This is a genomic window from Cobetia sp. 10Alg 146 (assembly GCF_029846385.1).
GTDB lineage: Bacteria > Pseudomonadota > Gammaproteobacteria > Pseudomonadales > Halomonadaceae > Cobetia > Cobetia marina.
Genome location: NZ_JARWKT010000009.1, coordinates 96791 through 108605 on the forward strand (window position 1 = coordinate 96791; position 11815 = coordinate 108605).

An 11815-nucleotide genomic window follows, 5' to 3' on the forward strand; every position below is an offset into this window, starting at 1 on the left:
AGGCGCCCGGGCGGCTCACTGCGCTGCCGGTGCCTGCCAGGCCTCGCTGCCCCATAGCGGCACGCTGCTCAGCGCATGCTTGAAGCTGCCGCTGGTTTCCTTGGTGCTGTAGGCGATGTAGAGCAGGCTCTGTGAGTCACGGTCCAGAATACGCCGGATCTTGAGGCTCTTGAGCAGCACGCTCTTGGACTTGCGATAGACCTCCTCGCCACTCTTGGAGGTGTCGATGTCGGCGAGCATCGCCGGGGTGATCGGGCCGGTCTGGCGGCAGGCGATGCTCATGTCGGAGGGATCGGAGAAATCGAGATTCGCCTCGATGTTGCTCAGGTGACAGGTCACGCCCGGCACCTTGGGGTCGATCAGGCTCTCTATCTTGATGTCCTTGGTGGTGAACAGGCCCAGCGAGACATCCCCGACCTCATTGTCGTCACAGCCGGCCAGCAGCAGGCCAGAGGCGATCACGCCCAGCAGGGCGGCACGAGGGGATAGGCGGCGCAGTCGAGTCATGGGGTCATCCTTGAGTCAGTGGGTAAGGCGAAGGCGGCAAGGCGATGATAGCGTGTCGGGCGACGTCCGAGCCTCACTCATCGCCGAAGACGTGCAGATTCAGCGGGTGGGAGCTGCCCAGCCACATCACGCCCTGGGTGTGATCGAAGAGATCATCACCGGTGCCGGCATGCACGAAGATGTCCAGCGTGCCGCGATTGAGCGCCAGCCACGGGATGATGCGCCCGAAGTCTTCGTGAGCGAAGGACAGCTGACAGCTCCACAGCGGGTGCGGGCCTACCGGCTGCTCATGGAAGCGACCGACGCGCAGCGGGAAGTGCTGCTCGGCCTGGGCCGCCAGCTCGCGAGCGGCGGCCAGGCTCTGCTCATCGGTGTAGTAGAGATGTGCGTGGTAGTAGTGGATCTGCGGTGTCATGACGTTGCCCCGATCATTCTCGAATGTCTGTCTGAAAGCATGGCCCAGAAGGTCATGCTGGCTGGCGGCAGAGGTCGCCAGGCGTGATGGCGCGCGGAGATCAGCCCCAGGCCTTGTAGATCAGCTGCACGCCGACCAGCGCCATCGCGAGGATGATCAGGCGGAAGAACAGCTTCTCGTTGACGCGGGATTGCAGCCACAGGCCGCTCCTGACACCTGCCCAGGCCACCGGCACCAGCAGCAGCGAGGTGGACAGACTGGTGAGGTTGACCTCGCCCAGCGCCACGTAGGGGCCCAGCTTCATCAGATTCATGCCTGCGAAGATGATCACCGTGGTGGCGATGAAGGTCTCCTTGGGATGCTGACGCGGAATCATGTACAGGTTGTAGGGCGGGGCGCCGGCGTGGGCGAAGAAACTGGTGAAGCCGGCCGTGGCACCGGCAGGAATGGCCAGCCAGCGCGGCAGCGGATTCCTCGCGGTGGGCTTGAACAGCATGTAGGCGGCGAACAGCAGCGAGATGACGCCCAGCAAGCCACGAATCATGTTCTCGTTCAGCTCATCGAACAGCACCACGCCCACCGCGATGCCGATGGCGGCGCTGGGCAGGATGATGCGCACCTCCGACCACAGCTGCTTGCCCCACCAGGCGCGAGCGCTGAGAAAGTCCATCACGATCAACAGCGGCAGCAGGATGCCAGCCGCTTCCAGCGGACCGATGGCGAGCGCCATCAGCGGCACGGAAAGCGAGCCGAACCCGCCGGCGAAGCCGCCCTTGGAGATGCCGGTCAGGTAGGTCGAGAAGACGATCACGCTCCAGGCCAGGGCGGAGTAATCGGGCAGGGTCAGCAGAGAGTCGAGAAGATCGGTCACGGGCAGCTCTTGTCAGTGGCAGTCAGGACGAGGCCGAGGCGTGTCATTCTCGCCATGTCGCTCCCGTCATATCGTGCTCGCCATGTCGTGGTCAGGTGTCGTCACGCCGTCGGCGTCATGCCATTGTTGAACAATTCCGTCCGGTCTTCATCCCGACACGCTGCAATGAAGTCTTTCCCTTGACGCACCAATGCGCTAAAAGGCGCATGTCGCACAGTGTTTTCTTTCGAGACACTGGGCGAGCAGCCTGATCTGGCAGGAGCTGTCACGACGCCTGTCGCTCGTTGGTCGAACAATCTCTGAGGTGGCGATGTCACGCGCTCCATTTGAAATCAGCGGTACCCGCATCGCGCCGGGAACGCGGGCCCAGGTCGATGTGCCTGTCGCCAAGCTCTACACCCACGCGCCGTTGCACATCCCCGTCGAGGTGGTGCATGGCCGTCAGCCCGGCCCGGTGCTGCTGGTGTGCGGTGCCATCCATGGCGACGAGATCAACGGTGTCGAGATCGTGCGTCGCCTGCTCAAGAGTTCCAGCCTCGCGCGTCTGCGTGGCACCTTGATCGCGGTGCCCATCGTCAACGTCTTCGGCTTCGTGCAGCACACGCGCTACCTGCCGGACCGCCGGGACCTCAACCGCTGCTTCCCGGGCAGCGAGAGCGGTTCGCTGGGCTCGCGGGTGGCGGCGCTGTTCCGTGAGCAGATCGCCGACCAGGCCACCCACATCATCGACCTGCACACCGGCGCGATCCACCGCACCAACCTGCCGCAGATTCGCGCCACCATGAGCGGCAGCGACGCCACGCGCCAGATGGCGGATGCCTTCGGTGCACCGGTACTGCTGAACGCCGAGCTGCGTGAAGGCAGCCTGCGCGCCTATGCCAGTGGCCGTGGCGTGCCGGTCATCACCTATGAGGCCGGCGAGGCGCTGCGCTTCGATGAGTGGGCGATTCGTCCGGGGGTCAGCGGCGTGAAGCGCGTGATGCGCTCCATCGGTATGCTGGCCAAGGACCGCGACCGCAAGCCCAGCTCCCGCGCGGTGGAGATGTCCAACGGCTCCAGCTGGGCGCGCGCCTCCATCGATGGCATCGTCCAGAGCCGCGTGGGCCTGGGAGACCGCGTCGAGAAGCATCAGGTGCTGGGCATCGTCGCCGACCCCTTCGGCAACAGCGAAAGCGAGGTGCTGTCGCCGGCGGATGGCATCATCATCGGCATGGCCAATCTGCCGCTGGCCAACGAGGGCGAGGCGCTCTATCACGTGGCGCGCTTCCATGCGATCGATGATGCCGAGAGCGCCGTCGACAACTTCCAGCAGCTGTTCGTGCCGGACTCCATCTAGGCGGTTTGTTTCACTTCAGGCCACTTTATGGCCCTGTTGCTGGTAGTGACAACGCAAACGCCCCGCTCAATGAGCGGGGCGTTTGCGTTGTTGCAGCAGCCTGTCGTGTCGTCGTCGGCAGTGAAGATGACGACGACTGCGAGATCAGCCGTGGCTGGTCTGGGTCTCGAGCGGGCCGTCATGACGCGATTCCGCGCCGTGCATCCAGTCGACCAGCTTGCCGGCGAACACCAGCAACAGCAGGCCGCCGAGCACGCCCGTGATGGCGATGCCACCGAACACGCTCATGGCGCCGGCTTCGCCGACCAGCGAGCCGATCATCCCGGCCAGGTAGTTGGCCAGTGCCACGAAGGCGAACCAGGCGCCCATCATCAGCGCGCCCATGCGAACCGGCGACAGCTTGGTGACCATCGACAGGCCCACCGGCGACAGGCACAGCTCGCCCAGGGTGTGGAAGAAGAAGGCACCGACCAGCCACATCATCGAGGCGCTGCCCGCGGCTTTCTGTTCCAGCACCGCGCCGATCATGCACACGAAGCCGATGCCGAGGGCGATCAGGCCGAAGGCGAACTTGACCGGCGAGCTGGGCTCGCGATCATTCATGCGTGTCCACAGTCCCGCCAGCAGTGGCGAGAGCAGGATGATGAACAGCGGGTTGAGCGACTGGAACCAGGCCGCCGGGACTTCAAAGCCCATCAGCATGCGGTCGGTGTAGTCCTGCGCGTACAGTGCCATCAGGCCGCCGCCCTGCTCGAAACCGGCCCAGAACAGGATGGTGAACAGACCCAGCACCAGGATGACCTTGATGCGATCGCGCTCCTCGCGGCTCAGCGGTGTCCTGGTGGTGCTCCTCTTGCTCAGGCGTGCCTCGCGTCTGGCGCTGGGCTCCACACCGAGCTCGCCCAGATGGCGAGGCGCGAAGATCAGCTGGATGGCGACCGCCAGCAGCATGCCGATACCCGCCACCAGGAAGCCGGCGTTCCAGCCATAGCCTTCGGCCATGGAGCCCGCGACGATACCCGACAGCAGCGCACCGAGGTTGATGCCCATGTAGAAGATGGTGAAGGCGCCATCACGACGGTGATCGCCCTGTGGATAGAGATCGCCGACCATCGTCGAGATGTTGGGCTTGAACAGGCCGTTGCCGACGATCAGCAGGCCGAGACCGACGTACAGCAGCATCTCGGCATCCAGACCACTCATGTCCGGTGGCACGGCCAGCACGAACTGGCCGGCCGCCATGATCAGACCCCCGATCAGAATCGCGCGGCGTGCGCCCAGCCAGTTGTCCGCCAGTGCGCCGCCGAACATCGGCGTGATGTATACCAGCCCCGTGAAGATGCCATACAGCTGCAGGGCATCGCCCTGATTCCAGCCCAGCCCGCCGCTGGTGACGGCATCGGTGAGATAGAGCACCAGCAGGGCGCGCATGGCGTAGTAGGAGAAGCGTTCCCACAGTTCCGTGGAGAACAGCAGATAGAGTCCGGCCGGGTGCCCGAACAGCTCACGGCTGTTGGCTCCGGAGGGGGAGGATGTGGACATGGAACCTCGAAGGATGTGTCAGCATGAGCAGCGCAGTCCGTGATGGGGGACTGCATGGACCGGTCCACAGGTCTGTGGGGGAAGCCGGTGACGGAGCCGTTGTATGGCCGTCAACACGTCAGCACGACGTGACGATGACGTGACCTGTTGTTGTCCGCATGGTCAGTCATTCTGCGCGAGACGCCCTTGTCAGACAATCAAACGAAAGTCATGCATGTCATTGGTATTAAAGGAGTTATCAGCTTATATAGCGACGCAGGGTTGCATGTTTCGGCATCTGTGAATGTTCTGTCATCGCGCCTTTCCCGATAGGGGCTGCCGGTCGCTGGATCGATGGCTCGACGGCTCGTTGGGGACATCGAGAACATGGGAATGCCAGAACGACGACACCCGGCACATGGGCCGGGTGTCAGTGGACGGTCTTCTGGAAATGCTGCGTTCCTGAGGAAAGGGGCAGAGGCTGCCGGATCAGGCCTGTTCGACCTGTGTCTCGGGCTGGTGCTCCGGCACGCGCGCCATGGCGTCATCGATCACCTCGATGCCCGCGCCCGGCTTGTGGGCGTTCTCGGATACATGGCGGCGGAACTGGCGTCCGCCCGGCTGTCCCTGGAACAGCCCCAGCAGATGGCGGCTGATGTGATTGAGGCGCACGCCCTCGGCGAGACGCTTCTCGATGTAGGGGCGGAAGGCACGCAGCGCATCGTGGCGGCTGGTGTGCGGATTCTCGGCCTCGCCGTACAGCTCGCTGTCCACCGTCGCCAGCAACCAGGGGTTGTGGTACGCCTCACGGCCGACCATCACGCTGTCGACATGCTCCAGCTGCTCGTGCAGCTCACCCATCTGCTTGAGGCCGCCGTTGATGCCGATATGCAAGGACGGGTGCGCCTGCTTGAGGCGGTGCACGCGGCCGTAGTTCAGCGGCGGCACATCGCGGTTCTCCTTCGGCGACAGGCCCTGCAGCCACGCCTTGCGTGCATGCACGCTGAAGGTCTCGCAGCCGGCATCGGCCACGGTGCTGATGAAGCGCTCGAGATCGGCGTCCTCATCCTGATCATCGATCCCGATGCGGCACTTCACCGTCACCGGAATCTTCACCTGCGCCTGCATCGCCGCCACGCATTTGGCCACCAGCTCCGGATGGCCCATCAGACAGGCACCGATCATGTTGTTCTGCACGCGATCGCTCGGGCAGCCCACATTCAGGTTCACCTCGTCATAGCCCCAGCTCTCGGCGATCGCCGCACACTCGGCCAGCGCCTGCGGGTCACTGCCACCCAGCTGCAACGCCAGCGGGTGCTCCGTCTCGTCGTGACCGAGGAAGCGCGCGCGGTCCGGATTGAACAGCAATGCCCCGGTGGTCACCATCTCCGTGTACAGCAGCGTACGACGGCTCAACACGCGCGCGAAGGCGCGGTAGTCACGGGTCGTCCATTCCATCATCGGCGCGACGGAGAAGGTGCGGTCAATCGGTGTCATCGGCATGGCAGTCATATCGGCTGGTGTGGGAGCAGGGGACGGAGCATCAGGTGCAGGCGCTGTCGAGACAAGCGGGCGGTGATTCTAGCAGCATGTGAGGCGAAGCGCCGAGTCAGAGAGAGCCGCGAGCCATTGCTCCGCTCATGGCTCAATGCGTGTTGTTGACCTTCAGCGCCTCGATATCCTGGGCGATGTCTTCGGCGAGCTGGCGGACGGCGTCGCTTTCGCCTTCACGCTGGGCGTAGGCGCGCAGGCCCATGACTTCGGCCTGCAGGCGGCGACCGAGACGTTCCGGTTGGTGCGCGGGGCGCTCGGGGTCGAGGAGTTCACCGGCGTCGCGGGCGTCCGCGAAGGCCTGGCGGAAGCGGGCTTCCATGCCGGCGAGCAGTGTCTCGACCTTGTCGCGGGCGGCCTGTTCGCGCTCACCGAGTTCCAGCAGGCTCTTGGCCAGCATGCAGGCGCGTGACGGGACTTCGCTGTCACGCAGTCCGCCGAGCTTGCGGATGTAGGCGGCGAGGGCGGTCAAGGGCGAGTCGTGGCTGGCCATCAGGCTTTCCATCTCGCGCAGGCTGCGCGCGGAGTAGCACTCCAGCGCTTCCTGGAAGAGGCCATCCTTGCTGCCGAAGGTGGCGTAGATGCTGCCGGGACGCATGTCGAGCGCGCGCTCGATGTCCTTCAGCGAAGTGGCATGAAAGCCCTTCTGCCAGAAGAGATTCAGCGCCCGGTCGAGGGAGTCCTGGCGGTTGTGCAAGGTCGCGCGTGGCATGGCTGTCCTGACGATGGGGCTCGCGAGTGTCGCCTGACTCCACACAGTGTGGAGGGCAGGCTGATCCCGAGGAGCAAGGTATTGAGTGAGTACTCAATTTTAACTTGAATGACCGCTCAAATCCAGCTAGTGTGTCCCACGACAACGTAGTGAAGCGCATGAGCAGGTCTTTTTTTGAGCAATTGCTCATCATCATGGGTAGCGACGACGTTCACGACGCCTCCCCAGCCCTGCCATTGCGCTCATCTCGTCCATCATATTGAAGGAGTCATCATGACCGATTTCACGCTGCACACTGCCGATACCGCCCCGCAGGACAGCAAGCCGCTGCTCGACAAGTCCGTCAAGGCCTTCGGCATGGTGCCGGGTCTGCACGCCGTGATGGCAGAGGCGCCGGGCCTGCTGGAAGGCTATCAGGTACTGCACCAGCTGTTCCTCGACAGCAGCTTCAATGATGAAGAGACCACCGTGGTGTGGCAGACCATCAATGTCGAGCACAACTGTCACTATTGCGTGCCGGCACACACCGGTATCGCCAAGGCGATGAAGGTGGATGACGCCATCACCGAGGCGCTGCGCAACGAGACGCCGCTGCCGACCGAGCGCCTGGAAGCCCTGCGCACCTTCACGCTGGCCGTGGTGCGTGAGCGTGGTTTCGTCGATGACGCCACCGTGCAGACCTTCCTCGATGCCGGCTACACCAAGCGCAACGTGCTGGAAGTGGTTCTTGGCCTGTCCCAGAAGGTGATGAGCAACTACACCAATCACCTGGCCGAGACGCCGATCGACGAGCCGTTCAAGAAGTTTGAATGGCACAAGCAGGGCTGAAGCCGCAGAACGGATGATGCATGACCTGCGAGAGGGGTGAAGCGCGCCGTCATTCAATCTTAATGAAAATATTTCTCATTAGTGTTGACGGACGCGTGCTCGCGACCTAATCTGGGGCCATCGCTTCCCCGCCATGGGCAGCGGTGCCCCGGTCAGTGGAGTCAGGCCCCTTTCCGGGAGGCTTCTCATCAGACGTTTTACGGTCCTTGCCAGCGGCTCCCCTCACGGGTGAGCCGCTTTTTTCATGCGCAAAAAAAGACGCCCCCTTCGCTTGCACGAGGGAGGCGTCCGGAAGCGCTTCTCGAGTCATTCGCTTTCCCTCTGCCAATGACAGGGAGGAAGGCTTGCGAGTCGAGCGGTGCTTCGTGCCCGCCAGAGTGTGGATGTCAGGTCCGAGGCGGGCGTCTCATCAGGCCAGTCACGACCTTGATATTCTGGCGGCATGATACGTCAGCTCATCGATGGAGGCCAGCCGTGATGGTGAGATAAACGCTGTCTCAATGGTTAATGAAAATAATTCTCATTGGTATTGACGGACGATCTGTCAGGGCATAATCTTGGGTCATCGCTTCCCGCCATGGAACGCGATGGCCAGAACAGCGGAGTCAGGCCCCTGTTCAGGTTTCTCCTCATCAAGCTAGTCACGGTCTTCGGGCGACTCTTCGAGTCGCCCTTTTTCTTGGCGGTGTCACGGCTGTCAGCGTCTGTCGCGCCTTTCTCCTGCCTCTGTCAGGCCCCGCACTCCCGGTATCTCGTCTAGAATGGCCCTTCCTTCAGGTCATTCACACGGGACCGTGCATGATTACCCTCTATCGCCTTCATGAAGACGGGCGCCTGCGTGGCGAGCAGATCGTGCTGCCCGACATGTCCGACGGCGAGGCGCCGCAGCTCGCCGACAGCCATGAGCAGGCCAGCGCCCTGCATGCCGAGCGGCTGGCCAGTGATGAGCTGGCACCTCCGGTACTGGTGCGTGGCGATGTGCTGTGGATCGACCTCTGCCAGCCCGATGAGGCCGAGCAGCGCTGGGTGAGCGAGCAGTTCAGCGTGGAGCTGCCGAAGATCGAGGAGCTCGAGGAGATCGAGTCGTCCTCACGATTCTATCTGGCCGGCGATGGCATCCATGTCGTCTCGCTGTTTCCCCATCGCAGGGGGCGCGAACCGCAGACCGCCAACGTCGCCTTCCATCTGCATGGGCGGCAGCTGATCAGCATGCGTCACGAGGAGATCGGGCTGTTGCGGCTGTTCCGCAATCATCTGCGTCGCCAGCGCCTGAGTCCCCAGGATGGCTGGGACGTGCTGCTGGCATTGCTGGCGATGAAGGTCGATTACCTGGCCGATGAGATCGAGGACATCTATCGCGCGCTGGAGGTACTGGGCAAGCAGGCGGTGCATCCTGAATCGCTGGAGGACACCCTGCATGGCATCCTGCTGCAGGAGCGCTACAACGACAAGGTGCGCCAGGCCCTGCTGGACAGTCAGCGGCTGTTGCGTCAGCTGACGCGCCATCTGCCCGCCGAGCCGCATCACAAGGCTCGGCGTCAGGAAATTCGCGACATGCTGCGCGATGTGGATTCGCTCAATCCGCACACCACCTTCATCTTCGAGAAGGTCAACTTCCTGCTGGATGCCTCGATCGGTTTCACCAACCTCGACCAGAGCCGCATCATCAAGATCTTCTCGGTCGCGGCAGTGGTGTTCATGCCACCGACCCTGATCGCCAGCATCTACGGCATGAACTTCCACTGGATGCCGGAGCTGGACAAGGACTGGGGCTATCCCTTCGCGCTGTGCCTGATGGGGGCATCGGCTCTCTCGACCTACCTGTTCTTCAAGTGGAAGAAGTGGTTGTAAGTCGCTGATCAAAGGCAAAAAAAAGCGCCTGGCGTCGTGAGACGGCCAGGCGCGCAAATAGCTTGCATTACTACACTGAAGATCGCCACCGAGGCCCGGGATGGGCCGACGGCGAAACCGCGCGTGCGGGTGTCGCCATGCAGACCAGTCACCGGGACCCGGTGGGATGAGCAGTGCAACTACCTGAGCGCGAACCTGAATCGCCTGACTGCGCCACGCAGGCCAGACGCTTCACGGTCTAGTCCGGAAGCAGAGGGTCGATGCCGCGACGCGTCTGCTCCCGCATGTTCGAGGTGCCCAGTATAGGGCGACGCGCTTTGGAGAATAAGCGCGTACAATCGAAAACTAGGGTTTCCAATATGGAAACATGTTCGCGTGGTCACGCAGGACGCTCGTCAATGGGCGTCTGGAGCTGAATCAACTCTGGAGTATGGAATGGCGACGCTTGATGCCCTGCGGGTCTTCGTCGAGGTGGTGCGAGCGGCGAGCTTCACGGCCGCCGCGAGACGCCTGGGAATTTCCAAGTCGCTGGCGTCCAAGCGCGTGGCGGCACTGGAGGAGCAGCTGGGGGTGAGTCTGATCAATCGCTCGACCCGCAAGCTGCACCTCACCGAGGCGGGGCGCATCTATTACGAGCACGGGCTGCGCATCCGCGAGGAGCTGGAATCCGCCGAGGCGCGGGTGCAGTCCGTCACCTCCCAGCCGATGGGCCAGCTCAAGGTCTCGGCGCAGGTGTCGTTCGGCTTCATGTATCTGGCCGCCCCGACCACCGCCTTCATGCGCCGTTATCCGGATGTCAGCGTCGAGATCCTGCTGGAGGATCAGCGCTTCGAGCCCATCGATGAGTCGGTGGATCTGGCGATTCGCATGGGGCCGTTGCCGGATTCCTCGATGGTCTCGCGGCCTCTGTGCAAGGTGGTCTATGGCCTGTATGCGGCACCGGATTATCTGGCGCGCGTCAATGCCCCGCCGGTGCAGCCGCAGGACATCCGCGCCTTCGATACCATCTTCTACGGCAATTACGATCTGGGTGCCCACTGGCGCTTCACGCTCAACGGGCAGCCCTTCGATGTGGAGCCGGAGTCGCGGCTGGTGATCAACAATCTGCTCGGCGTGGTGGAGGCGGCCAAGGCCGGTTTCGGTCTCGCCTATCTGCCGACCTTCTCGGCCCGCGCAGCAGTGGAAAGCGGTGAACTGGTGCCATTGTTGCAGCCCTACTGGAACGAGCATGGCTCGATGGTGGTGCTGTTTCGCTCGCGCAAGTACCTGCCCGACAAGACGCGTGCCTATCTGGACTTCATCACCGAATGGTTTCAGGAGCACCTGCAGCTCTGATCGCCCTCGCTGCTTCCGTCACCAGTCGATCGGCTCGCCGGCCCAGTCACGGAAGCCGCCGCTGTCCTCTGGCGACAGCTCACCCGCCACCCGCAGCAGGCGACGCGCCACGTAGCCTGGCGTGAACAGCTTGTGCTCGGGGACCCGCGCCTGAAAGGGGGCCGAAAGCCCGGTATCGGTGGTGCCCGGATGCAGCGCGACCAACACAGCCTCGGGATTGCGGCGCGCGATCTCGATGGCGGCGGTCTTCAGCAGCATGTTGTGACTGGCCTTGCTGGCACGGTAGGCATACCAGCCGCCACTGCGGTTGTCGCTGATCGAGCCGACCCGCGCCGAGAGCGAGGCGAAGATCAGCGGCGTGCGCCGGCGCAGGCGTGGCGCGAGCATCCCCAGCAACAGGGCGGGAACGAAGGCATTGACCTGATGCAGGCGCGTCAGCGCGGCCATGTCGAGATCCTCGAGACGTTTCTCGGGCCACAGTGCCGCGTGCTGCTCAAAGGCTTCCTCATGCAGCAGCCCCATGGTGTTGAGGATCAGTGCCGGTGGCTGGCCTGGCCTGGGCTCGTTCTCCTCGTGCTTCTCCTTCTCCTTGTTCTCCTCCTGCCCCGTGTCATCCAGTTGCTCGCGGAGCCAGTCTGCCAGCCGCGCCATGCCCTCGTCGGTGGTCAGGTCAGCCTGCAGTGAGGCAAGTGCGGGATGTGCCGGCAGACGCGAGACGTCACGGCTGACCGCCAGCACCCGGCCGCAGCGTTCGTGGGCGAGCAGCTCTTCGAGCATCGCGCGTCCGATACCGCCCCCGGCACCCGTCACCAGAGCGGTGAAGCCCTGTGGGAGGCGTGCAAAGGTGTCAGCGGCCAGTGGTTGATCCTTGAGTGTGGATTCCGTCAT

The 11815-nt window shown here is 63.4% G+C and carries 11 protein-coding genes; 4 read left to right on the forward strand and 7 right to left on the reverse strand.

All coding sequences use genetic code 11. The features are described 5' to 3' along the window. Positions 1–15 precede the first annotated feature (15 nt). The 3 genes from QD172_RS14965 to QD172_RS14975 all read right to left on the reverse strand — a co-directional run bounded on the left by QD172_RS14965 (position 16) and on the right by QD172_RS14975 (position 1793). Entirely contained in the window at positions 16–507 is a 492-nt protein-coding gene (locus QD172_RS14965; protein WP_077379193.1) for a CreA family protein, read from the reverse strand. Between the two features lie 73 nt (positions 508–580). Then, the gene (locus QD172_RS14970; protein WP_279856177.1) at positions 581–922 is read right to left on the reverse strand and encodes a DOPA 4,5-dioxygenase family protein; all 342 of its coding nucleotides are present in this window, start codon (positions 920–922) and stop codon (positions 581–583) included. 100 nt (positions 923–1022) lie between these two features. Beyond that, complete coding sequence (locus tag QD172_RS14975) at positions 1023–1793, reverse strand: sulfite exporter TauE/SafE family protein (protein ID WP_240499597.1); 771 nt, start codon at positions 1791–1793, stop codon at positions 1023–1025. Between the two features lie 310 nt (positions 1794–2103). Between QD172_RS14975 and QD172_RS14980 the strand changes: the two genes are divergently transcribed. Next, positions 2104–3129: a succinylglutamate desuccinylase/aspartoacylase family protein gene (locus tag QD172_RS14980; RefSeq protein WP_077379197.1), complete on the forward strand. Its 1026-nt coding sequence runs from the start codon at positions 2104–2106 to the stop codon at positions 3127–3129. A 144-nt stretch (positions 3130–3273) separates the two neighbouring features. On the opposite strand, the gene QD172_RS14985 is transcribed toward QD172_RS14980, so the two are convergent. The 3 genes from QD172_RS14985 to QD172_RS14995 all read right to left on the reverse strand — a co-directional run bounded on the left by QD172_RS14985 (position 3274) and on the right by QD172_RS14995 (position 6913). Next, on the reverse strand, positions 3274–4671 hold the full coding sequence (locus QD172_RS14985) for a peptide MFS transporter (RefSeq protein ID WP_176493629.1): 1398 nt from the start codon (positions 4669–4671) through the stop codon (positions 3274–3276). Between the two features lie 468 nt (positions 4672–5139). Continuing rightward, the gene (dusA, locus tag QD172_RS14990) at positions 5140–6147 is read right to left on the reverse strand and encodes a tRNA dihydrouridine(20/20a) synthase DusA (protein WP_279856178.1); all 1008 of its coding nucleotides are present in this window, start codon (positions 6145–6147) and stop codon (positions 5140–5142) included. Between the two features lie 148 nt (positions 6148–6295). Further along, on the reverse strand, positions 6296–6913 hold the full coding sequence (locus QD172_RS14995) for a TetR/AcrR family transcriptional regulator (RefSeq protein WP_279856179.1): 618 nt from the start codon (positions 6911–6913) through the stop codon (positions 6296–6298). Positions 6914–7186: 273 nt separating this feature from the next. On the opposite strand from QD172_RS14995, the gene QD172_RS15000 reads away from it, so the two are divergent. The 3 genes from QD172_RS15000 (at position 7187) to QD172_RS15010 (ending at position 10927) form a co-directional block, all read left to right on the forward strand. Next, complete coding sequence (locus QD172_RS15000; RefSeq protein WP_077379203.1) at positions 7187–7741, forward strand: carboxymuconolactone decarboxylase family protein; 555 nt, start codon at positions 7187–7189, stop codon at positions 7739–7741. A gap of 798 nt (positions 7742–8539) precedes the next feature. After that, complete coding sequence (gene corA, locus QD172_RS15005; RefSeq protein WP_084209312.1) at positions 8540–9592, forward strand: magnesium/cobalt transporter CorA; 1053 nt, start codon at positions 8540–8542, stop codon at positions 9590–9592. A 435-nt stretch (positions 9593–10027) separates the two neighbouring features. Beyond that, on the forward strand, positions 10028–10927 hold the full coding sequence (locus QD172_RS15010; RefSeq protein WP_043333112.1) for a LysR family transcriptional regulator: 900 nt from the start codon (positions 10028–10030) through the stop codon (positions 10925–10927). An 18-nt stretch (positions 10928–10945) separates the two neighbouring features. Here QD172_RS15010 and QD172_RS15015 read toward each other — a convergent pair whose 3' ends face one another. Beyond that, positions 10946–11815 (reverse strand): short-chain dehydrogenase, encoded by an 870-nt coding sequence (locus tag QD172_RS15015; RefSeq protein ID WP_279856180.1) that lies wholly within the window; start codon positions 11813–11815, stop codon positions 10946–10948.

What these genes read in the sequence shown, in the direction of transcription:
- QD172_RS14965 (WP_077379193.1), bottom strand. Translation starts at nt 507, where the DNA reads ATGACTCGACTGCGCCGCCTATCCCCTCGTGCCGCCCTGCTGGGCGTG.
- QD172_RS14970 (WP_279856177.1), bottom strand. Translation starts at nt 922, where the DNA reads ATGACACCGCAGATCCACTACTACCACGCACATCTCTACTACACCGAT.
- QD172_RS14980 (WP_077379197.1), top strand. Translation starts at nt 2,104, where the DNA reads ATGTCACGCGCTCCATTTGAAATCAGCGGTACCCGCATCGCGCCGGGA.
- QD172_RS14985 (WP_176493629.1), bottom strand. Translation starts at nt 4,671, where the DNA reads ATGTCCACATCCTCCCCCTCCGGAGCCAACAGCCGTGAGCTGTTCGGG.
- dusA (WP_279856178.1), bottom strand. Translation starts at nt 6,147, where the DNA reads ATGACACCGATTGACCGCACCTTCTCCGTCGCGCCGATGATGGAATGG.
- QD172_RS14995 (WP_279856179.1), bottom strand. Translation starts at nt 6,913, where the DNA reads ATGCCACGCGCGACCTTGCACAACCGCCAGGACTCCCTCGACCGGGCG.
- QD172_RS15000 (WP_077379203.1), top strand. Translation starts at nt 7,187, where the DNA reads ATGACCGATTTCACGCTGCACACTGCCGATACCGCCCCGCAGGACAGC.
- corA (WP_084209312.1), top strand. Translation starts at nt 8,540, where the DNA reads ATGATTACCCTCTATCGCCTTCATGAAGACGGGCGCCTGCGTGGCGAG.
- QD172_RS15010 (WP_043333112.1), top strand. Translation starts at nt 10,028, where the DNA reads ATGGCGACGCTTGATGCCCTGCGGGTCTTCGTCGAGGTGGTGCGAGCG.
- QD172_RS15015 (WP_279856180.1), bottom strand. Translation starts at nt 11,815, where the DNA reads ATGACGGAATCCACACTCAAGGATCAACCACTGGCCGCTGACACCTTT.